Annotated in this window: 16 protein-coding genes; 6 read left to right on the forward strand and 10 right to left on the reverse strand. The window is 74.0% G+C overall.

Translation table 11 applies throughout. From position 1 onward, the window contains the following. The 4 genes from CCN35_RS17355 to CCN35_RS17370 all read right to left on the reverse strand — a co-directional run. Window positions 1–682, reverse strand: a 682-nt coding sequence (locus CCN35_RS17355; protein WP_086793414.1) for a 4-(cytidine 5'-diphospho)-2-C-methyl-D-erythritol kinase, incomplete at its 3' end; no start/stop codon positions are given. After that, window positions 679–1,752: an rRNA adenine N-6-methyltransferase family protein gene (locus CCN35_RS29530; protein WP_169721365.1), complete on the reverse strand. Its 1,074-nt coding sequence runs from the start codon at window positions 1,750–1,752 to the stop codon at window positions 679–681. The genes CCN35_RS29530 and CCN35_RS17355, both read right to left, overlap by 4 nt. Continuing rightward, window positions 1,752–4,397 carry a multicopper oxidase domain-containing protein gene (locus tag CCN35_RS30000; protein WP_086793415.1) on the reverse strand — a complete coding sequence of 882 codons (2,646 nt, stop codon included), beginning with the start codon at window positions 4,395–4,397 and terminating at the stop codon, window positions 1,752–1,754. Before CCN35_RS30000 ends, CCN35_RS29530 begins: the two co-directional genes overlap by 1 nt. Beyond that, window positions 4,394–5,671, reverse strand: a complete 1,278-nt coding sequence (locus tag CCN35_RS17370) for a TIGR04053 family radical SAM/SPASM domain-containing protein (protein WP_067389294.1) — start codon at window positions 5,669–5,671, stop codon at window positions 4,394–4,396. Before CCN35_RS17370 ends, CCN35_RS30000 begins: the two co-directional genes overlap by 4 nt. Before the next feature lie 345 nt (window positions 5,672–6,016). On the opposite strand from CCN35_RS17370, the gene CCN35_RS17375 reads away from it, so the two are divergent. The 5 genes from CCN35_RS17375 (at window position 6,017) to CCN35_RS17395 (ending at window position 13,903) form a co-directional block, all read left to right on the forward strand. Then, window positions 6,017–9,733, forward strand: a complete 3,717-nt coding sequence (locus CCN35_RS17375) for a nitrate reductase subunit alpha (RefSeq protein ID WP_067389286.1) — start codon at window positions 6,017–6,019, stop codon at window positions 9,731–9,733. Continuing rightward, on the forward strand, window positions 9,733–11,268 hold the full coding sequence (narH, locus tag CCN35_RS17380; RefSeq protein WP_086793417.1) for a nitrate reductase subunit beta: 1,536 nt from the start codon (window positions 9,733–9,735) through the stop codon (window positions 11,266–11,268). Before CCN35_RS17375 ends, narH begins: the two co-directional genes overlap by 1 nt. Beyond that, a complete protein-coding gene (narJ, locus tag CCN35_RS17385) occupies window positions 11,265–12,050 on the forward strand; it encodes a nitrate reductase molybdenum cofactor assembly chaperone (RefSeq protein WP_067389280.1) in 786 nt (261 codons plus the stop codon). Before narH ends, narJ begins: the two co-directional genes overlap by 4 nt. Beyond that, window positions 12,047–12,790 carry a respiratory nitrate reductase subunit gamma gene (gene narI / locus CCN35_RS17390; RefSeq protein ID WP_086793418.1) on the forward strand — a complete coding sequence of 248 codons (744 nt, stop codon included), beginning with the start codon at window positions 12,047–12,049 and terminating at the stop codon, window positions 12,788–12,790. Before narJ ends, narI begins: the two co-directional genes overlap by 4 nt. Window positions 12,791–13,051: 261 nt before the next feature. Then, window positions 13,052–13,903, forward strand: coding sequence for a class I SAM-dependent methyltransferase (locus CCN35_RS17395; protein ID WP_067389269.1), 852 nt, complete (start codon window positions 13,052–13,054; stop codon window positions 13,901–13,903). 222 nt (window positions 13,904–14,125) lie between these two features. Here the strand turns inward: CCN35_RS17395 and CCN35_RS17400 are convergent, their stop codons facing one another. Next, window positions 14,126–14,728 carry a rhodanese-like domain-containing protein gene (locus CCN35_RS17400; protein ID WP_067389267.1) on the reverse strand — a complete coding sequence of 201 codons (603 nt, stop codon included), beginning with the start codon at window positions 14,726–14,728 and terminating at the stop codon, window positions 14,126–14,128. Window positions 14,729–14,821: 93 nt separating this feature from the next. Here CCN35_RS17400 and CCN35_RS17405 point away from each other — a divergent pair, with 93 nt between their 5' ends. Beyond that, a complete protein-coding gene (locus tag CCN35_RS17405; protein WP_067389265.1) occupies window positions 14,822–15,109 on the forward strand; it encodes a metal-sensitive transcriptional regulator in 288 nt (95 codons plus the stop codon). Window positions 15,110–15,135: 26 nt separating this feature from the next. Here the strand turns inward: CCN35_RS17405 and CCN35_RS17410 are convergent, their stop codons facing one another. From CCN35_RS17410 to CCN35_RS17430, 5 genes are all read right to left on the reverse strand, one after another. Next, window positions 15,136–15,882: a sulfite exporter TauE/SafE family protein gene (locus CCN35_RS17410; RefSeq protein ID WP_086793420.1), complete on the reverse strand. Its 747-nt coding sequence runs from the start codon at window positions 15,880–15,882 to the stop codon at window positions 15,136–15,138. After that, window positions 15,879–16,262, reverse strand: a complete 384-nt coding sequence (locus CCN35_RS17415) for a rhodanese-like domain-containing protein (protein ID WP_086793422.1) — start codon at window positions 16,260–16,262, stop codon at window positions 15,879–15,881. The genes CCN35_RS17410 and CCN35_RS17415 overlap by 4 nt, the downstream gene beginning before the upstream one ends. Window positions 16,263–16,375: 113 nt before the next feature. Further along, window positions 16,376–17,743, reverse strand: coding sequence for an MBL fold metallo-hydrolase (locus CCN35_RS17420; protein WP_086793424.1), 1,368 nt, complete (start codon window positions 17,741–17,743; stop codon window positions 16,376–16,378). 138 nt (window positions 17,744–17,881) lie between these two features. Continuing rightward, complete coding sequence (locus CCN35_RS17425) at window positions 17,882–20,290, reverse strand: glycoside hydrolase family 65 protein (protein WP_086793426.1); 2,409 nt, start codon at window positions 20,288–20,290, stop codon at window positions 17,882–17,884. Window positions 20,291–20,294: 4 nt separating this feature from the next. Continuing rightward, window positions 20,295–21,010, reverse strand: a 716-nt coding sequence (locus tag CCN35_RS17430) for a universal stress protein (protein ID WP_107501065.1), incomplete at its 5' end; no start/stop codon positions are given.

Consider the following 21,010-nt stretch of genomic DNA (forward strand, 5'->3'; position numbering starts at 1 on the left):
GCGCGGCGGGCTGGAGGTCGTTGGAGAGGGTGCCGGCGAGCGTGTGGACGTCGCCCTTCGCCAGGGCGGCCAGCAGGTCGTCGGAGGCGGTCGGCCCGGGGATGTCCACGCCCTCGGCGAGCCGGTCGAACTCGCGGAACACCGCCGGGGTGGACAGTCCGCCGTCGGCCATCGCGAACACCCAGTGGAAGGTGCCGCCGACCTCCAGCGGCCTGAGCCTCTCCCCGCGCCCGGTGCCCAGCGCCGCCCCGCCGACCAGGCTGAACGGCACGTCGCTGCCCAGCTCGGCGCAGAGGTCGAGGAGTTCCTCGCGCGAGGCGTTCGTGCCCCACAGCGCGTCGCAGGCCACCAGGGCGCCGGCGCCGTCCGCGCTGCCGCCCGCCATGCCGCCGGCGACCGGGATGTCCTTGGCGATGTGGATGTGCACGGCGGGGCTGCGGCCGTGGCGTCCGGCGAGCAGGAGCGCGGCGCGGGCGGCGAGGTTCGTACGGTCCAGGGGGACCTGGCCGGCGTCCGGGCCCGTGCAGGTCACGCGCAGCTCGTCGGCCTCGGTGACCGTGACCTCGTCGTACAGGCCGACCGCGAGGAAGACGTTCGCCAGGTCGTGGAAGCCGTCGGGACGCGCGGCGCCCACGGCGAGCTGGACGTTGACCTTGGCCGGGACGCGGACGGTGACGCTCACTGGTTCCTGGGCTCCTCTTCCGGGGCCGCGGGGGCCGTCTTCCGCGACGGTGCGGCCTCCGCGATCCGTGCGAACTCCTCCACGGTCAGCGACTCCCCCCGGGCCCGCGGCGACACCCCGGCGGCGATGAGTGCCGCCTCCGCTGCCGCCGCCGATCCGGCCCATCCGGCGAGCGCGGCCCGCAGGGTCTTGCGGCGCTGGGCGAAGGCCGCGTCGACGACGGCGAAGACCTCGTCCTTGGTGACCGTGGTGCTGACCGGCTCCGTGCGCCGGACCAGCGACACCAGTCCGCTGTCGACGTTCGGCGCCGGCCAGAAGACGGTGCGGCCGATGGCGCCGGCCCGCTTGACCTCGGCGTACCAGCCCGCCTTGACCGACGGCACGCCGTACACCTTCGAGCCGGGCTCCGCCGCGAGCCGGTCGGCGACCTCCGCCTGCACCATGACGAGGGCGCGCTCGATGGTGGGGAAGGTGTCGAGCATGTGCAGCAGGACCGGGACGGCCACGTTGTAGGGGAGGTTCGCGACCAGCGCGGTGGGGGCCGGGCCGGGCAGCTCGGTGACGTGCAGGGCGTCGCGGTGGACCAGTGCGAAACGGTCGGCGCGCTCCGGTATGCGGGCGGCGATGGTGGCGGGCAGCGCGGCGGCGAGCAGGACGACGCCGAGGGAGCCGACCAGGGAGGCCACGGCGAGGGCGCGGGCCAGTTCGGAACGGCCCTTGGCGTGCGCCCAGCCGTGCGCGGCCGCGGCGAGCATGACCAGGACGAACAGACCGAGCTTGGTGACCAGGACGCGGCCGTAGCCGGGGTCGGCCAGCGAGGCCCAGGTGACGCCCTTGTGCCAGGCGATGGCCCAGCCGGTGCCCAGTTGCACCGGCAGGAACACGGCCCCGGTCAGCATGCCGAACCGGCGGCCCGCCTGGGCGACGAAGTCGCCGCGGGCCTTTGGTGCCAGCATGCGGCGGGACAGCGGAAGGACCACCAGGGACAGGGCCAGCTGGCCTCCGACCCACAGCGCGGCACCGGTGACGTGCAGGAAACGCACCAGCTGCCAGAGTCCGACTCCGTCCATCACTCCACCTTCACCATGCCGTGCGCCCCTGCCTCGGCATGGCGCATGTCGTGGTCGACGAAGGGGTAGTGGCCGGCCTCGGGAAACACCGTCTCCACGAAGCCGCCCTGGGCGGGCGCCAGGTCGAGCACCTGGGATCCGCCCTTGTCGCCCGGCCGCAGCAGGTAGGCGCCCTCCTTGTAGACGGTGTCGAAGACCGTGCCCACGACGTGGAAGGCGATGCCGTCGCTCGGGCCGGCCGCGACCACCCAGAAGCGGACCCGCTGCCCGGCGCGGGCGGTCAGCGGCGCCTTGGCGTACTGGGCGGCGACGCCGTTGAACATCCAGGCGTCCGGGGTGTTCTGACGCATCTTCGCGACCTGGGCCTCGCTGCCCGGGGTGCCGAGGTACAGCTGGGAGGAGACCAGGACGTACTCCCGGTCGGCCTTCGCCAGCCCGGGCGGATCGACGATCACGGCGCCGTACATGCCGTTGCCCATGTGCTGGAGCATCGGCGCGGTGCTGCAGTGGTACAGCCAGGCCCCGGCCCGCTCGGCGCGGAACCGGTAGACGAGCCGCTCCCCCGGCCGGAGGGTGCGCATCGGCCGGTCGGGGGCGAGGGCGCCGGCGTGGAAGTCGATGCCGTGGCCCATCGTGGGGTCGTCGTTGACGAGGGTGATCTCGAAGATGTCGCCCACCGTGCCGCGCAGGGTGGGGCCGGGGGCGGTCCCGCCGAAGGTCCACATCTCCTGCCGTACGCCCGGGGCGACCTCCACCGTCGTGCGCCGGGCGCGCAGTTCGGCCTTGTGCACCCTGGTGCCGGGGGCCGCGGGGAGGGCGGCGGAGCGCGGCTGCCAGCCGCGGGAGAAACCGGCGGCGAGGTCGAGGCCCTTGCCCGGTGCGGCGGCCATGGTGTGGCCGTCCTGTTCCGGGGAGCCGTGCGTGCCGCCGCCGACCACGATGTCCAGGGTCATGCCGGCGGCGCGGTGGCCCGGGACCGTGCACCAGCCCTTGCGGTCGGAGGTGACGGTGCCCAGGTCGAGGGTGTGGGACTCCCCCCGGGAGAGCAGCGGGGTGGCGGGGCCGTCCTCGATCCTCAGATCGTGCCGCTGTGCGTCGCGGTTGGTGACCCGCAGGCGCAGTGCGGTTCCGCGGGCGACCTCGATCCGGTTCGGGGTGACGCGCATGGTGCCCAGGGAGACGGACACCGTGCGGGTGGTGGTGACGGTGCCGGCGCCTCCCGCTCCGGCGGCCTCGTGCGAAGCACTGCCCGTGGTCCCGCCGGCCCCGCTGTTGGCGACCAGCACGGCCAGCACCGTGACGACGGAGGCCACCGCGGTGCCGATCAGCGCGGGAGCCCGCGACGGCCCCCCGCCGGGCCGGGCACGGCGGCCGAGCACCGCCGCGACGGGCACCAGGAACGCCACCGCGGCGCCCGCGGCCAGCACCGTCCCCGCCGTCGCGGCGGGTTCGGGCAGGGGCAGGACGAGCAGGGCGACGGCCAGGTCGAGGGCGATCAGCCGGGGCACCCAGCCCCGCTCCAGCACCGCCCGGAGTCCGGCCCGCTCCCCGGGGCCGCCGGACAGCACGACCGGCAGCAGATACGTCAGCGCGCCGATGAGCACCTGCGCGACGACGCCGAGGAGGAACAGCGGAAGCAGCACGTCGACGCCGTCGAGGGCGGCGGTCGTGGAGCGGGTGGCCAGCAGCACCAGGTCGACGGCCACCCCGGCCACCAGCCATCCGGCGGACGCCGCCAGCGTCCAGGCGGCGGACGCCGAGACGGGGCTGCGTCCCCGTCGCACGGTGACCGCCAGCAGCCGTACGACGACGGCCGCTCCGGCGGCGTACCCGGCGAGTCCGGCCGCCGCCGCCTCGTGCCGTCCGGCCGCCATCCCGGTCACCGCGACCGCGAGCCCGCCTCCGGTGAGCGCCAGCACCCAGCGGGCCGTCCGTGTGGTGTTCTCGTGCATCCGGACGCCGAGGACGGTCGGCCAGAGCATGAACAGGGTGCCCAGGACGGGCAGTCCCATCCAGCCGAGCAGGGTGAGGTGGATGTGGGCGAGCCGCAGGCCGGCGTGTCCGTGCGGGCCGACCGCGCCGACGGCCAGGAGCCCGCCCAGCGCCGCTCCGGCGGCCAGGGCCGCCGCGGCCGCCCGGTAGTACCCGGCGACCGGCGCCAGCCGCCCGCCCAGCGCGCCCCGGCCCATGCGCACCAGCACGACCAGGTGTGCGACGACGGCGGCGACCAGTCCCGCGCAGGCCGCCACGATCAGTGCGGGCAGATCGGCCCACACCCCGGCCAGCACCCCGGCCACGGACAGGTTCACCCCGCCCAGCCGTACGGCGCTCCACCGCCGGTCGGGCTGCCGGGCGTGCAGCATCGCGACGGCGAAGTGCTCGCTCCACACCACGATCGCGGTGGTGGCCGCGCCCAGCAGGAACAGATGGACCGCCAGCCAGCGGGCCACCGGCAGCGTTCCCTGCGCGGTGGCCGCGAGCAGGGCCAGGGCCGCCCACCCGGCGACCAGGACGTGCGCCCGCAGATGGCGGGAGCGCACCCCCGACCGGGTGAACCGGCCGGGACGGGCATCGGTGCCGGCGGGCGGAAGGAGCGGAAGCTGCTTGCGTCCTTCCGCCCGGGGAACGCCCTCGACCTCGTTCATGACGCTCCTTGCAGGTCCGTCGGCCGGCTGCCGTGGCCGTGCCCCGCCTCCCGGGACAGCAGCGCGGCCAGCTCCCTCTGGTGGGGGAAGGATCCGGGGACGTAGCCGCACCAGGGCTCCTCGGCGTACGGGTCGCCGGTCACGCCGTAGGCACGGGAGCGGGAGCCGCCGCAGACCCGGCGGAACTCGCAGGAGCCGCACCGGCCGCCCAGCCGGTCGGGGGAGCGCAGGCCGGTGAACAGCTCGGAGGTGCGGTAGATCTCCGTCAGCGGCCGCTCGCGCACATTGCCCGCGCCGAGCGGCAGGAACCCGCTGGGGTGGACGGTCCCGGTGTGCGAGACGAAGACGAAACCGCGGCCGGCGTTGACGTCGAGGGGCGGGCGGCGGGCCCGGCGGCCTCCGCCGGTCAGGCCCAGCTCCGCCGCGCGGTCGCGCAGCTTCCGGTACAGGGGGCCGAGTCCGAGGACCTTCTCGTGGTCCTCGCCGAGACCGGCGAGGACGCGGCGCTGCAGGACGACACGGCGGAAGTGGTGGGCCTCGGTGGTCTTGGCGGGCACGGCGAGGCCGATGTCGTACACGAAGTTCAGCACGTCCTCGGTCTCCTCGGGCGTCAGCGCGCCGAGAGCCGTGCCGCGTCCGGTCGGCACCAGGAAGAAGGCGCTCCACAGCATCGCGCCGTGGGTGTGCACCAGACGGACGATGTCCGGGAGGTCGTGCAGGTTGTGCCGGGCGACGGTGGTGTTGATCTGCACCTTCATGCCGAGTGCGCGGGCGGTGTCCCAAGCGTCGAGGGTCCAGCGGTAGACGCCGGACACGCCCCGGAAGCCGTCGTGCAGTTCGGGGGTGGAGCCGTCCAGGCTGAGCGAGAGACCCACCGCGCCCGCCTCGTGCACGGCGCGCAGCCGCTCGGCGGTGAGGGTCGGGGTGCCCGAGGGCGAGACGGCGACACGGACCCCGGCCTCCTTGCCGTGGGCGACGAGGTCCAGCAGGTCGGGCCGCTGGAAGGGATCACCGCCGGTGATCACGAACAGCGGGGCCGGCTGTCCGAAGGCGGCGACCTGCCGCATCAGGTCCTTGGCCGCCTCGGTGTCCAGCTCGCGCGGGTCCCGGTCCGGGACGGCCTCGGCACGGCAGTGCACGCAGGCCAGCGGGCAGGCCCGGGTGGATTCCCAGATCACGATGAAGGGCCGTTCCCCCACGTCCTGCCGCTGCGTCCGGACCGCTCGGCCGTCACGCGCCCCGGGGCCGCCCCCGGGTGTCCGGCCGGCGCTCATCCCTGCCGCCCTTCCCACCGTCCGGCCGCCTGGGAGTCAGGGCAGACGAGGCCGACGGCCGGACGGGGACCGAACCGGAGGACCGCGCATGCCGTACGACGTGCCGGCCTCGGCCTGGGACGGGGGATGAGACCAGGACGGCACCGGGTGTGGTCGTACATGCACTTCCTCCGATTCGGTCAGCGCCAGCCTGCACCGTGCGGGCCCGGTGTCTCCCCCGCCAAGAGACCCTTTCCGTAGGGCCCTTGGTCCCTGATCGGGCGGGCGGACCGGGGCCCTCGGACGCCGGGCGGAGGGCATTCGGCCCAAGGATCTCCCGGTGGGCCCCGCCTAGTTTTCGGGGCCATGGAGAACGACGAGAACGCACGGCAGCGGGAGCCTCGCGCCGGACAGGGCTGGCCGCTGGCCACCCGCCGGCTGCTGACCCGTGGCGAGGTCTCCGCCGACGGGCGCGCCGTCTTCGGCGAGGGAGACGGCACGTGGGAAGGCTTCTACCGGAACCGCTGGGCCCACGACAAGGTGGTGCGGTCCACGCACGGAGTGAACTGCACCGGGTCCTGCTCGTGGATGGTGTACGTCAAGGACGGCATCATCACCTGGGAGCACCAGGCCACGGACTACCCGTCGATCGGCGCGGACTGCCCCGAGTACGAACCGCGCGGCTGCCCGCGCGGTGCCTCGTTCTCCTGGTACACCTACTCCCCCAGCCGGGTCCGGTACCCCTATGTGCGGGGCACGCTGCTGAAGATGTGGCGCGAGGCCCGGCGCCGGCTGGGCGACCCGGTGGCCGCGTGGGCGGAGATCACCGGGGATCCGGAGAAGGCGCGGGCGTACAAGCGGGCCCGCGGCAAGGGCGGCCTGGTGCGCGCCGGCTGGGACGAGGTGTCCGAGCTGGTGGCCGCCGCCCATGTGCACACCGTCAAGACCTACGGCCCGGACCGGGTGGCGGGCTTCTCGCCGATCCCGGCGATGTCGATGGCGTCGTTCGCGGCCGGCGCCCGGTTCATGTCGCTGATCGGCGGCACCCTGCTGTCGTTCTACGACTGGTACGCCGACCTGCCGGTCGCCTCGCCGCAGGTGTTCGGCGACCAGACGGACGTCCCCGAGGCGGCCGACTGGTGGAACGCGGGGTACCTGATCATGTGGGGGTCGAACATCCCGGTCACCCGCACCCCGGACGCGCACTTCCTGACCGAGGCCCGCTACAACGGCACCAAGGTCGTGGCGGTCAGCCCCGACTACGCGGACAACGTGAAGTTCGCCGACGAGTGGCTGTCCCCGCACCCGGGCACCGACGGGGCGCTGGCGATGGCCATGGGCCACGTCATTCTGCGCGAGTTCCTGGTCGACCGCGAAGTGCCGTACTTCCGCGACTATCTGCGGACCTACACGGACGCACCGTTCCTGGTGACGCTGCGGGAGGGCTCCCACGGGCTCGTCCCGGACGGATTCCTGACCGCCGCCGACCTCGGCCCGGAGGAGGGCGGACAGGAGACCGCGGAGAACGCGGCGTTCAAGACGGTGCTGCTGGACCGGACCACCGGCAAACCGGTGGTCCCGGGCGGCTCGCTCGGCTTCAGATGGGGTGAGGCCGAGCGAGGCCGCTGGAACCTCGACCTGGGCGACGTCGTGCCCGAGCTGAGCCTGCTGGAGACGGCCGAGGACACGGTCGAGGTGGCGCTGCCCCGGTTCGACGAGGGCGCCACCGAGGGCGGTTCGGTGATGAAGCGCGGGGTGCCCGTGCGGCGCGTCGGCGGCCGGCTGGTCACCACCGTCTTCGACCTGCTGCTCGCCCAGTACGGGGTGGCCCGGCCCGGTCTGCCGGGCACCTGGCCGGCCGGCTACGACGACGCCTCGCAGCCGTACACCCCGGCCTGGCAGGAGACCGTCACCTCGGTGCCGGCCGGGCAGGCGGCCCGGATCGCCCGGGAGTTCGCCCGCAACGCCGAGCGCACACGCGGCCGGTCGATGATCGCGATGGGGGCGGGCACCAACCACTGGTTCCACTCCGACACGATCTACCGGGCGTTCCTGGCGCTGACCACCATGACCGGCTGCCAGGGCGTCAACGGCGGCGGCTGGGCGCACTACGTGGGCCAGGAGAAGGTCCGTCCGGTGACCGGCCTGCAGCATCTGGCGTTCGCCTTCGACTGGCAGCGGCCGACCCGGCACATGGCGGGCACCTCCTACTGGTACCTCAACACCGACCAGTGGCGTTACGAGGCCTTCGGACCCGAGGAGCTGGCCTCACCGCTCGGCGCGGGCCGTTTCAAGGGCAGGGCGTTCGCGGACTGCCTGGCGCAGGCCGTGCGTCTGGGCTGGACACCGGGCCACCCCGGCTTCAACCGCAACCCCCTGGACCTGTGCGACGAGGCCGCGGCCCAGGGACGCGAGGTCGCCGAGTACATCGTGGACGAACTGAGGTCCGGGCGGCTGAGGTTCGCCGCCGAGGACCCGGACGACCCGGCCAACTTCCCCCGGGTGCTGACCGTGTGGCGGGCCAATCTGCTGGGCTCCTCCGGCAAGGGCAACGAGTACTTCCTGCGCCATCTGCTGGGCACGGACGCGGCCGTCCGCTCGGCCGAGACCCCGAAGGAGAAACGGCCCGAGGAGGTGGTGTGGCACGAGGAGGCACCCGAGGGCAAGCTCGACCTGCTGGTCACCCTGGACTTCCGGATGACCTCCACCGGCCTGCTGGCCGACGTGGTGCTGCCGGCCGCGACCTGGTACGAGAAGGACGACCTGTCCAGCACGGACATGCACCCCTTCGTGCACGCCTTCACCCCGGCCATCGCCCCGCCCTGGCAGGCCCGCACCGACTACGACATCTTCCTGGGCATCGCCGACCGGTTCAGCGAGCTGGCCGCCGAGCACCTGGGCACCCGCACCGACGTCCTCGCCGTGCCGCTCACCCACGACACCCCGGACGAACTCGCCCAGCCGGGCGGGGTCGTCCGCGACTGGAGGACCGGCGCGTGCGAACCGGTTCCCGGCCGGACCATGCCGAAGCTGGTCGTGGTGGAGCGCGACTACGCGGCCGTGGCCCAGAAGATCCGCGCCGTCGGCCCGCTGCTGGACACCCTCGGCACCACCACCAAGGGGGTCACCGTCCACCCGGACCAGGAGATCGAGGAGCTGCGGCGCCGCTGCGGCACCGTGCGCGACGGCGTCGCCGCCGGCCGGCCGTCGCTGGCCACCGCCGGCGACATGTGCGAGGCGATCCTCGCGCTGTCCGGCACCACCAACGGCCGTCTGGCGACCGAGGGTTTCCGGGAACTGGAGCGGCAGACCGGCCGCACGGGCCTGGCGGAGCTGGCCGCCGAGCGCGAGGCCGAGCGGATCACCTTCGCCGACACCCGCACCCAGCCGCGCGCGGTGATGACCTCCTACGAGTGGTCGGGGTCGGAGACCGGGGGCCGCCGCTACTCCCCGTTCGTGATCAACGTCGAGCATCTCAAGCCCTGGCACACCCTCACCGGCCGCCAGCAGTTCTTCGTCCAGCACGACTGGGTGGCCGAGCTCGGCGAGCAGCTCCCCGTCTACCGGCCGCCGCTGAACGCGCTGCGGCACTACGGCGACGAGCAGCTGCACGAGGAGGGCCGCGCCGAGGTGACGGTGCGGTACCTGACCCCGCACTCCAAGTGGTCCATCCACTCCGAGTACCAGGACAACGCCTACATGCTGGCGCTGTCCCGCGGCGGTCCGGTGATCTGGATGTCCACCGCGGACGCCGAGAGGATCGGCGTGAAGGACAACGAGTGGATCGAGGCGTACAACCGCAACGGTGTCGTGGTCGCCCGTGCGGTGGTCACCCACCGGATGCCCGAGGGCACGGTGTACATGTACCACGCCAAGGACCGCACCGTGAACGTGCCGAAGGCCGAGGTCGGCGGCAAGCGCGGCGGCATCCACAACTCGCTGACGAGGCTGCTGATCAAGCCCACCCATCTCGCGGGCGGCTACGCCCAGCTCACCTACGCCTTCAACTACTACGGCCCGACCGGCAACCAGCGTGACGAGGTCACCGTCATCCGCCGTCGCAGCCAGGAGGTCGACTACTGATGCGTGTACTGGCCCAGATCGCGATGGTGATGAACCTCGACAAGTGCATCGGGTGCCACACCTGCTCGGTCACCTGCAAACAGACCTGGACCAACCGGACCGGTGTGGAGTACGCCTGGTTCAACAACGTGGAGACCAAGCCGGGCATCGGCTACCCGCGCCGCTACGAGGACCAGGAGCGGTGGAAGGGCGGCTGGATGCTGGACCGCAAGGGCCGGCTGGTGCTGCGCTCCGGCGGGCGGGGCAAGCGGCTGCTGTCGCTGTTCTCCAACCCCGACCTGCCGTCCCTCGAGGACTACTACGAGCCGGTGACGTACGACTACGACAACCTGGTCGGCGCCCCGGCCGGCCCGGACATGCCGGTCGCCCGCCCCCGCTCGGTGCTCACCGGCAGGCCGGCCTCCATCACCTGGGGCGCCAACTGGGAGGACGGTCTGGGCGGTGCGCCCGAGCACGCGGGCGGCGACCCCAATCTGCGGGGCGAGTGGGCCGAGAAGGTCAGGTTCGCCTTCGAGCAGACCTTCATGTTCCATCTGCCCCGGCTGTGCGAGCACTGCCTCAACCCGGCCTGTGTGTCGGCCTGTCCGTCCGGCGCGATGTACAAGCGGGCGGAGGACGGCATCGTCCTGGTGGACCAGGACCGCTGCCGGGGCTGGCGGATGTGCGTGACGGCGTGCCCCTACAAGAAGGTGTACATCAACCACGCCACCGGCAAGGCGGAGAAGTGCACCTTCTGCTTCCCGCGCATCGAGGCGGGGCAGCCCACGGTCTGCTCGGAGACCTGTGTGGGCCGGCTGCGCTACCTCGGGCTGCTGCTGTACGACGCCGACAAGGTGGGCGAGGCCGCGGCGGCCCCGGACGAGCGGGACCTGCTGGACGCGCAGCGCGGCCTCTTCCTCGACCCGGACGACCCCGAGGTGATCGCGGCGGCCCGGGAGTCCGGCATCCCCGAGGACTGGCTGGAGGCGGCCCGCCGCTCGCCGGTGTACGCGCTGGTGTCCACGTACAAGGTGGCGCTGCCGCTGCACCCGGAGTACCGCACGCTGCCGATGGTCTGGTACGTGCCGCCGCTCTCCCCCGTCCTGGACGCCGTCACCTCCGCGGGCGGCGACCAGGACGACCCGGACCATGTGTTCGCCGCCGTCACCCGGCTGCGCATTCCGCTGGAGTACCTGGCGGAGCTGTTCACCGCCGGGGACACGGACGTGGTCGCCGGGGTGCTGATGAAGCTGACCGCGCTGCGCTCGTACATGCGCGAGAGGATCCTGGGCGGGACCGGTGACGAGACGGCGCTCGAGGCCGTGGGGCTGACCGCCCGCCAGGCGGAGGATCTGCACCGGCTGCTGGCGGTGGCCAAGTACCGGGACCGGTACGTCGTGCCGGCCGCGCACAAGGAGGACGCGGCCGCGCTGACCGCCCTGGAGAACCGCTGCCCGGTGGAGTCCCACGGCGGGCCGGCCGGGCGGAAGGTCATGCTCGGCATCCCCGCCCTGCGCCGGAGCGCTCCCGAGGCCCTCGCCGGAGGCCGGCCATGAGCCCTCTGCCCGGCACCGTGCCCGCGATCGTACGCGCCCGGCTGCGGGCGGCCACCACGCGCCGCCCGCCCCGGCTCACGCCCGAGGAGGCCGAACAGCGGGCGCTGGTGCTGCGGCTGCTGTCCCTGCTGCTGCAGTACCCGGACGCCGAGCTGGTCGCCGCACGGCCCACCGTGGCCGCCGCCGTGGAGGCGCTGCCCCCGTCCCCGGCCGCCACCGAACTGGCGGGGTTCACCGCCTGGTTCACCGCGCAGGAGCCCGAGGCCCTGGAGCAGCACTACGTCGAGATGTTCGACCTGCGCCGCAAGAGCAGCCTCTACCTCACCTACTACCTGCACGGCGACACCCGCCGCCGGGGCATGGCCCTGCTCGCCCTGGCCCAGTCCTACCGGGCCGCGGGCTGGGAGAACGGCAGCGGCGAGCTGCCCGACCACCTGCCGGTGGTGCTGGAGTTCGCCGCGCTGTCCGGACCGGGTGCGGGCGAGGCGCCGCTGCGCCGGCACCGGCGCGGTCTGATGCTGATCCACCAGGCGCTCGCCGACGCGGCCTCGCCCTACCGGCATCTGCTGGCCGCGCTGCTCACGCTGATGCCGCCCGTCACCGAGGCGGACCTCGCGGCCGTGGCCGAACTGGCCGCCGAGGGACCGCCGGACGAGGACGTCGGCCTGGAGCCGTACGCGGGCGGCCTGTTCGCCCCGCCCGGCACCTTCGTCCCGCCCGACCGGGCCGCCCCCACTCTTGTGCCACCGTCCCTTCCGACGTCTCCGGATGGTCCTCGATGAACGCTTCAGGAACCGACCTGCTGCTGTGGGTCGCCCTCCCCTACATCTGTCTGGCCGTGTTCGCCGCCGGGCACGTCTGGCGCTACCGGCAGGACCAGTTCGGCTGGACCTCGCGCACCAGCCAGCTGCTGGAGCACCGCTGGCTGCGCTGGGGCAGCCCGCTGTTCCACCTCGGGGCGTTCATGGTGATCGCCGGGCATGTGGTGGGGCTCGCCGTGCCCGCGTCCTGGACCGAGGCGGCCGGCATCGGCGAGCACGCGTACCACACCGTCGCCGTGTGGGCGGGGTCGGCGGCGGGCGTCGCCATGGTCGCCGGGCTCGGGATGCTGTGCGCCCGCCGGCTGCTGACCCGGCGGATCCGCCTCGGCACCGACCGCAGCGACAAGGTGCTCTTCCCGCTGCTGTCCGCCACCGTGCTGCTCGGCTTCCTCGCCACGGTCGCGCACAACGTGTTCGGCGGCGGCTACGACTACCGGCAGACCGTCTCGGTGTGGTTCCGCGGGCTGTTCACCCTCCAGCCGCAGCCGGAGGCCGTCTCCGGTGCGCCGCTGCTGTTCCAGCTGCACGCCCTGAGCGCCTGTCTGCTCTTCGCGGCCTGGCCGTTCACCCGGCTGGTGCATGTGTGGAGCGCCCCGATCGGCTACCTCGTCCGTCCCTATCTGGTCTACCGGCGCCGATCCTCCACCCCGGCGCCGGTGTCGGGGGAGGCACACCGTCTGCCCTCCCGACGCGCCGTGTGAGAACGGCGCGCATCACGCCCCGGCCGGTGGAGGTGGTCTGCGGTCGGCACCGGCCGGGGCGGTCCGCACCGCACTGTGCCGGTCGCACCCGGGGCGGAACGTCCAGGCCCCGGGGCGGAACGTCCAGGCCCCGGGGCGGAGCCTTCAGGAAAGGACGTTCGGCCCCATACACGGAAAAAATGGGACCATAGGCTTGCTCACGCAGATGTGAGCAGGCCTGAGCCGAGCGGGCAGAACGCCGGCAGGAAGCGAGGCGCGCGCATGGCGACCATCGGCCACCCCCAACCGTTCCGCTCGTCTGCTCCTCTGCCCGGCGACGGGCTGGATCCCGCCCGGATGCCCGGTCACTGGCTGCTGGCCCGGCTCGGCAAGCGCGTGCTGCGCCCCGGCGGCGCGGCGCTGACCCGCTGGATGCTGGACACCCTGCGCATCGGCCCCGAGGACCGGGTGGTGGAGCTGGCCGGCGGGCTGGGGGCCACCGCCCGGCTGACCCTCGCCCGCGGCCCGGCCGACTACACCGCCGTCGACCGCGACCCCGCGGCGGTGGCGGCGCTCAGTGCCCTCACCGCGCCCGGACGGACCGACGTCCGTGCGGTGCGGGCCGACGCGGCGCACACCGGACTGCCCGGCGGCACGGCCACCGTCGTCTACGGCGAGGCACTGCTGTCCATGCGGCCCGATTCCGCCAAGCGGCGCATCGTCGCGGAGGCGCACCGGCTTCTGGCGGACTCCTTTGGCCGGTACGCCCTGCACGAGCTGTGCCTGCTGCCCGACGACCTCGACCCGGCGCTCGCCGAGCGCATCGCGGCGGATCTCAGCGACGCCCTCCATGTCGGCGCCCGTCCCCTCACCCCGTCCGGCTGGAGCTCGCTGCTGACCGCGGAGGGCTTCACCGTCACCGCCCGGCGCATCGCCCCGATGGAACTGCTCGAACCCCGGCGGCTCGTCGCCGACGAGGGGCTCGCCCGCACCCTGCGCATCACCGGCCGGGCCCTGCGGGACCCGGTGGTCCTGCGGCGGGTGCTGCGCATGCGCCGGGTCTTCCGCCGTCACCAGGCCCATCTGGGTGCGATCGCCCTCGTCGCCCGTCCCACGGCCGCACCGCCCTGCTGAGACGGGCTCCTTGCGCCCGCCGCCGTGCTCCGCGGCCGGGCCGCCGGGCCGTCCCCGTCCCGCGGCCCGGCACGGGCCGACGGGCGGGTCCGCGCGAAGTCCGCGGCGGCACCGCCCGGCCGCCGGTGCCCTCCGCCCGGCTCGTGGGGTGGAGGGCACCGGCACGACCGGGACCTGCCGGGCCTCGGAGGTCCGGACCGGTCCGGCTCCGGCCGGCGCTCCTCACCGGTCGCGCAGGGCCGCGAGTGCCGCGTCGAGCCCGGCCGGGCGCGGCCGGTTGTGGGGGAGCTTGGCGAGCAGGACGGCCATGCCGCAGGTGTCGGTGAGGGCGGAGAAGACCAGTCCGCCCGCGATGCCCGCCGACAGGATCTGGAAGGCCGGGTGCACGACCAGGCCGAGGACCAGGCCGAGCAGCACCAGGACGCCCGCGGTGAGGCGCACTTGGCGTTCCATGCTCCAGGAGGCCCGTGTCTCGCAGGCCAGGGGCCGGCTCAGTTCGTGACCGGCGGCGGCCCATGCCTCGGTGCCGCCGGTCAGGGTGGCGGCGGACACGCCCTGCCCGGCCAGCAGTGCGCAGGCCCTCCGCGAGCGGGCGCCGGAGGCGCAGACGATCAGGAGGCCGCCGCGCGCCGCGGCCCGCCGGAGCTCCGGAAGGGCCCGCCGGATGTGGTCCAGCGGGATGTTGAGGGCCCCGGGGAGGTGTCCCGAGGCATACTCGCCGGGGGTGCGCACGTCGATCACGGTCAGCCCGTCGAGCCGGGAGTGCGCCTGCTCGACGTCGAGGGCCTCGGGCATGGACGGCGTGGAGGGCGTGGGAAGGGTCATGACGGTTCGGATCCTTTCCGGACGGAGGTGTGGTCGACACGCTCCCGAATCGGGACGTACAGTACCCCCAGGGGTATTTTGCGAGGAGTGATCGTGGATCTGGAGCTCGAGGGCGCCGACCTCAAGGCCGTCCTGAACCGGCTGCGCCGTGCGCAGGGACAGATCTCCGGGGTGATCCGGATGATCGAGGAGGGGCGGGACTGCGAGGAGGTCGTCACCCAGCTCGCCGCCGCCTCCCGGGCCCTGGACCGCGCCGGTTTCGCCATCATCGCCACCGGCCTGCAGAAGTGCGTGGCCGACATCGAGTCCGGCCGGACGAACGGTGAGGACGCCGCCCGGATGCGGGCCCGCATGGAGAAGCTGTTCCTGTCGCTGGCCTGACGCCCGCGGCACCGGTCGGCCGTGCATCACACCACCGCGTCGGCCAGCATGAACGCCGCCACGGCCAGCAGCATCACGGCGAAGACCCGCTGCAGCGCCGCCCCGGGCACCTTCGCGGCCAGCCGCCCGCCGTCCCAGGCGCCGAGGACCGCGGCCCCCGCGAACGGGGCGACGACCGCCCAGTCCGGCCCGGGGACCGTACCGGCCCGCATCACCAGCGCGGCCAGCGAGTTGACGGTGATGACCAGGAGGCTGGTGCCCACCGCCGCGCGCATGCGCAGACCGAGCAGACCCACCAGGGCCGGCACGGCGAGGAAACCGCCGCCGACGCCCAGTGCACCGGTGACCGCGCCGAGCCCGGCGCCGGCCGCCGCGGCCCGGCCGGGCCGGACCGGGCGTTCCTCGGCCGGCACCCGGCCGGGCCGCAGCATCCGGACGGCGGCGAGGGCCGCGACCAGTGCGAAGGCCGCGGTCAGCACGGCGGCGGGCAGCCGTCCGGCGACCGCGCCGCCCAGCATCGCCGGCCCGATGCCGGCGGCGCCGAACAGCAGTCCCGTACGCCACCGCACCTGGCCGCCGCGGGCGTGGGCGACCAGGGCGACGGCCGAGGTGACCGCGACGACGGCCAGGCTCGCGGTGGTGGCCGCGACCGGGGTGGAACCGAGCAGATAGATCAGGGCGGGGACGGCCAGCACACTGCCGCCGCCCCCGAGCGCGCCCAGCGCCAGGCCGATGACGGCCCCGGAGACCAGGGCGAGGAGCAGGGTGTTCACGCGATCGTGCCGTCCTCACCGCGGTCGTCCACCACCGGCAGTCCGGCCCGCACCCAGTCCCGCATGCCGCCGGCCACGTCGACGGCGTCGGCGCCCCGGGCCGTCAGGAGGTCGACGGCCTGCCGGGAGCGGTTGCCGGAGCGACAGACGACGATCAGCGGCCGCCCCTGCGCCTCGCGGGGCAGCGGTGCGCCCGCGGCGAGCGCGGACAGGGGCAGGTGCAGTGCGCCGGGTGCGTGCCCCGCACGCCACTCCCGCGTCTCGCGCACGTCCAGCAGTACGGCACCGCCCGCGCCGCCGGCCGGACGGTGGCCGGTGCGCTCGGCGGCCTCGCGTGCGGTGACCCGCCCGGGGCCGCCGCGGAAGAGACTCGTCCGCACTGTTTTTCCCGCCTTTCCTCGGCTTTTCCCTGGCTCTCGTTCGCTCTTTGCCGGCTCTTCGTCCGCGCTTGTCCGCTTCTTCGCGCTCTTCCGCCGTTTCTCCCCGACCGGGCTCAGGCGGTCCGCACGGTGAGTCCGGCCTTCTCCGCGGCCTCGAACGTGTCGTCCACCGCGACGACGTCACGGCCCGCCGCGTCCAGCAGGGAGGCGGCCACGGCGGCCCTCATGCCGCCCGCGCAGTGCACCCACACCTGCCCGTCGGGGACCTCGTCGATCCGCCGGTGCAGCAGGTGCACGGGGATGTGCACCGAGCCCTCGACATGGCCGCCGGCCCGTTCGGAGTCCCGCCTGACGTCCAGGACGACGACGTCCTCGTCCTGATGCCGTTCGGCGAGGTCGGCGAACGTGGCCCGCGGGAAGGAGGCGGGCGTCTCGCCGGGGCGGAGCCAGTCGGCCGGCCCGCCGGTGGCCGCGGCGGCCGGGCGGTCGATGCCGACCCGGACCAGCTCGCGCTGGGCCTCGGCCAGTTGCGCGGGCGACTCGGCCAGCAGGGTCACCGGCTTGCCCCAGGGCACCATCCAGGCCAGGTAGGTGGCGAGCTTGCCCTCGGCCTCGAAGTTGAACGAGCCCGCGACATGCCCCTCGGCGAAGGCGACCCGGTTGCGCAGGTCGACGACCCACTCCCCCGCGGCCAGCCGGGCGGCGATCTCGTCGGGGTCGGCCTCGGCGGGCGGGGTCAGGTCGACCGCGGCGGGTCCGGCGGCGTTGGCCGGCCCCATGTGGGCGTAGTACGCGGGGATGTCGTCCAGGCTCGCGAGCAGCCCGGCGACGAAGGTGTCGACGTCCTGGGTGAGGGCGCGGTTCGCCGTCCGCTCCCGGCCGATGGTGGTGCTGCCGCCCTCCACCTGGCTCGAGGAGCAGAAGCTGCCGAAGCCGTGGGTGGGCAGCACCGCGGTGTTGTCGGGGAGTTCGGCGGCGAGCCGGTGCGCGGAGGCGTGCTGGGCGCGGGCCAGGCGTTCGGTCAGCCGCGGTTCGACCAGGTCGGGGCGGCCGACGGTGCCGATCAGCAGCGAGCCTCCGGTGAACACGGCGACCGGCGTCCGGTCCTCCTGGAGGACGTAGGAGGTGTGGTGCGGGGTGTGTCCGGGGGTCGCCATCGCCCGCAGGGTCAGCCGGGCGCCGGCGTCGACGGTGACGGTGTCGCCGTCCCGCACGGGCGTGTGCGGGAAGCGGACGCGGGCCTCCTCGGGGACCAGGTAGGAGGCACCGGTGAGCCGGGCGAGTTCCAGGCCGCCGGAGACGTAGTCGTTGTGGACGTGCGTCTCGACGACGTACGCGATCCGCACTCCTCGCCGGGCCGCCGCCGTCAGCACCTGGTCGACGTCCCTCGGCGGATCGACCGCCACGGCCGTGCGCTCGCCGCCGGCCAGGTAGCTGCGGTTGCCGAGTCCTGCCAGCTCGATGGTCTCGATGAAGAACACGGGACGCTCCCTTCGTGGAGAAGTTACCCCCCGGGGTATACAAGGAGACTAGCACAGGTACCCCCGGGGGTATTCCGTCGAGCTCCGGGGTCCCGGGGCGGAAAGAGCGCGGAAGCCGTGCGGACCCCTCCGGTCCGCTCACCCGGGCAGGCGCAGGCGGCGGGTCTCCCCCGGCCGGACGCGGACGGCACGGCCGGGCAGCCGTACGTCGATCGGCGAGCAGTTGGAGGGAGGCACGGTGATCGTCACCCGGCCGCGCTCCAGACGCAGCCGTACGTCCCAGTGGCCCCGGAAGCGGAGGGAGAAGCCGTAGGAGGACAGCTCCGGCAGCGGAGCGGGGTCCAGCCACAGGGCGTCCTCGCGGGTCTCCAGGCCGGGCAGTCCGCGCTGGGCGAAGTCGAGGGTGCCGGCCATGGCGCCCAGGTGGATGCCCTCGCCGGTGGTGCCGCCCTGCACATCGGCGACATCGCTCAGCAGGGCGTCCCTGAGAAAGGCCCATGCCTCACCGCGGCGGGCCCGGGCCAGGACCCAGCCGTGCACCAGGGTGCTGAGGGTGGAGCCGTGACTGGTGCGGGCCAGGTAGTAGTCGACGGTGCGCTGCCAGAGGCCGTCGTCGAGGCGGTGGCCCAGCCGGCCGAAGAGCCAGGCGAGTTCGGCGGGCGAGAAGAGATAGCCGAGCATGAGCACATCGGCCTGCTTGGAGGCCTTGTAACGGTTGACGCTGTCGCCCTCGGCCTCCAGGATCCGGTCCAGACGGCGGATGTTGCCGTACCGCTTCCGGTAGCCGTCCCAGTCGAGTTCGGCAAGGCCCTCGTAGCCCTCGAACTGGCTGATGACACCGTCGTGGAAGGGCACGTACAGCGTGCGGGAGACGGCCTCCCACCGCTCCGGCTCGCCGTCGTCCAGACCGATGCGCTCGACGAGTCCGCGGCGGCACGGCTCGGGCAGAAGACGCAGGAGTTCCAGGGCCCGGACGAGCACCCAGGCGGCCATGACATTGGTGTAGGTGTTGTCGTCGAGACCGGGCCGGCCGGCGTCCGGGTAGGCGTCGTGGTACTCGTCGGGGCCCATCACGCCCAGGATGCGGTGCCGTCCCAGATCCTCGTCCCAGGTGGCCGAGTCCGCCCAGAAGCGGGCGATCTGCACCAGCATCTCGGCCCCCTTGGTGTACAGGAACTCGCTGTCGCCGCTGGCCTGGCAGTACTGCCACACGTTGTAGGCGACCGCCGAGCCGACGTGCCGCTGGAGGCGGGAGTGGTCCGGCAGCCAGCGTCCCGAGCGGGGGTTGAGATGCAGCCGCTGGGTCTCCTCCCGGCCGTCGCTGCCGCTCTGCCACGGATACATCGCGCCGCGCCGGCCGGCCGCGCGCGCCGCCGAGCAGGCCCGTTCCAGACGCCGGTGGCGGTAGCACAGCAGGGCGCGGGAGACCTCCGGGAAGTGCAGGTTCAGATACGGCAGGACGAACAGCTCGTCCCAGAAGACATGTCCCCGGTAGGCCTCGCCGTGCAGCCCGCGGGCGGGCACCCCGACGTCCAGGTCGGCGGTGTGCGGCGAGAGGGTCTGCAGCACATGGAACAGGTGCAGGCGCAGGATGTGCCCCGCCTCCCCGGGGACGTCGATCTCGGCCCGGCGCCACAGGTGGTTCCACGCCGTCAGATGGGTCCGCAGCAGTTCCTCGAAGCCGGGTGCCGCGGCCACCCGGTCGACGGCGGCCCCCAGCGGGTCGCCGATGGCGGGGTCGTGGGAGGTGTACAGCGCGGCGGTCTTGTCGACGGTGGCGGTACGGCCCGGCTCCAGCCGCAGCCGCACCCGCTGGACCGCCCGCAGGTGCTCGTGCCGGGTGGCGATCCCGCCCTCGCAGGTCAGCCGGGTGGCCACGCCGATCCGGATGTCGGAGGTCCGGGTACGGCAGTGCAGCCACACCGTGTCGGGGGCGGCGGTGCCGGAGCGCACATGGGTGAGGTGCCGGCTCTCCAGCTCCCGGTAGCGCTCCACCCCGGAGTTGGTGACGCTCCCGTCGATGGCCGCCTCGACCTCGAGGTCCGCCGTGAGCCCGTCGGCGGTGAACTCGGTGCGCAGCACGGCCAGATGCGCGTCGCCCATGTGCACGATCCGCTGCTGGCGCACGATCAGCGCACGCCCGTCGCCGAGCCCGTAGCGGGTACGGCGCTCCAGCAGCCCCGAGTCCAGGTGCAGGACCTGGTGGTGGTCGAGGACGGTCGCGGTGTCCGGGGTCAGCCAGGGGCCGTCGGCGAGACGGAAGCGCAGCGGCAGCCAGTTGGGGACATTGACCATGTCCTCGTTCTCGACGGTCTCGACGGTCTCGGTGCCGTCGCCCGCGCGCACGGTGACACGGGAGACGAGCCGGTTGTAGCAGCCCGCCACATAGGTGCCCGGGTAGTGCACCTCGTCCGCGTCGCACTCCGGCAGGGCGCCGCGGGTGGCGAAGCGGCCGTTGCCCAGCGTGCACAGCGCCTCCCTGAGGCGCTCCTGTGCGGGGTCGTACCCCTCGTACGCCCAGGTCCCCGCCGTCGCCCTCCCTGTCACGGCGTCACACCCGCTGCGGCACGACGGCCACCGGGCACCGCGCGTGGTGCAGCAGGGTGTGCCCCGTCCGGCCGAGCTGAAGGCCGACGCGGCCCGTCCTGCGCCGCGCTCCGACGATCACCAGATCGGCGGCGGCCGAGCGGTCGACGAGCACCTTGTGCGCCGGTCCCTCGACCGTCACGGGGCGCAGCCGTACGTCCGGGTGCGCGGCCCTCGCCTCCCGCAGCACCTCCTCCAGCAGGACGAGGGCCTGCTCCTCGCGTTCACGGGCCGCGGCGTCGGAGGGCGCCTGGAGCACGGGGCTGCGCCAGGCCCGTACGACGTCGAGGACGCAGCCGCGCACCTCGGCCTCCCGGAACGCCCACCACACGGCCTCGCCGCCGGTGTCGGGCTCACCGGCACCGAGCAGGATCCGCCCGTGCGCACCGGCCAGCCCCGCCCTGTCGCCGCGGACCACGACCACCGGGCAGTTCGCCCGGGCCGCCACGGCCAGGGAGACCGATCCCAGCAGCAGCCCCTTCAGCCCGCCCCGTCCACGAAAGCCCGTGACCAGGGCGAAAGCGGTGTCGCCCGCTTCCAGCAGGGCGGAGACCGCGTCGTCGGGGACGATGTCGGCGGACACCTTCACGGCGGCGTCCACTCCGGTCCTCACCCCGGCGTCCGTGCGGGCGTCGCGCCTCCGGGCCCGCTCCGCGGCGGAGGCGACGATGCGCCCGCACG

It is taken from the genome of Streptomyces thermovulgaris, from assembly GCF_002155915.1.
GTDB lineage: Bacteria > Actinomycetota > Actinomycetes > Streptomycetales > Streptomycetaceae > Streptomyces > Streptomyces thermovulgaris.

What these genes read in the sequence shown, in the direction of transcription:
- narJ (WP_067389280.1), top strand. Translation starts at nt 11,265, where the DNA reads ATGAGCCCTCTGCCCGGCACCGTGCCCGCGATCGTACGCGCCCGGCTG.
- CCN35_RS17395 (WP_067389269.1), top strand. Translation starts at nt 13,052, where the DNA reads ATGGCGACCATCGGCCACCCCCAACCGTTCCGCTCGTCTGCTCCTCTG.
- CCN35_RS29530 (WP_169721365.1), bottom strand. Translation starts at nt 1,752, where the DNA reads ATGGACGGAGTCGGACTCTGGCAGCTGGTGCGTTTCCTGCACGTCACC.
- CCN35_RS17370 (WP_067389294.1), bottom strand. Translation starts at nt 5,671, where the DNA reads ATGAGCGCCGGCCGGACACCCGGGGGCGGCCCCGGGGCGCGTGACGGC.
- CCN35_RS17400 (WP_067389267.1), bottom strand. Translation starts at nt 14,728, where the DNA reads ATGACCCTTCCCACGCCCTCCACGCCGTCCATGCCCGAGGCCCTCGAC.
- narH (WP_086793417.1), top strand. Translation starts at nt 9,733, where the DNA reads ATGCGTGTACTGGCCCAGATCGCGATGGTGATGAACCTCGACAAGTGC.
- CCN35_RS17375 (WP_067389286.1), top strand. Translation starts at nt 6,017, where the DNA reads ATGGAGAACGACGAGAACGCACGGCAGCGGGAGCCTCGCGCCGGACAG.
- CCN35_RS30000 (WP_086793415.1), bottom strand. Translation starts at nt 4,397, where the DNA reads ATGAACGAGGTCGAGGGCGTTCCCCGGGCGGAAGGACGCAAGCAGCTT.
- narI (WP_086793418.1), top strand. Translation starts at nt 12,047, where the DNA reads ATGAACGCTTCAGGAACCGACCTGCTGCTGTGGGTCGCCCTCCCCTAC.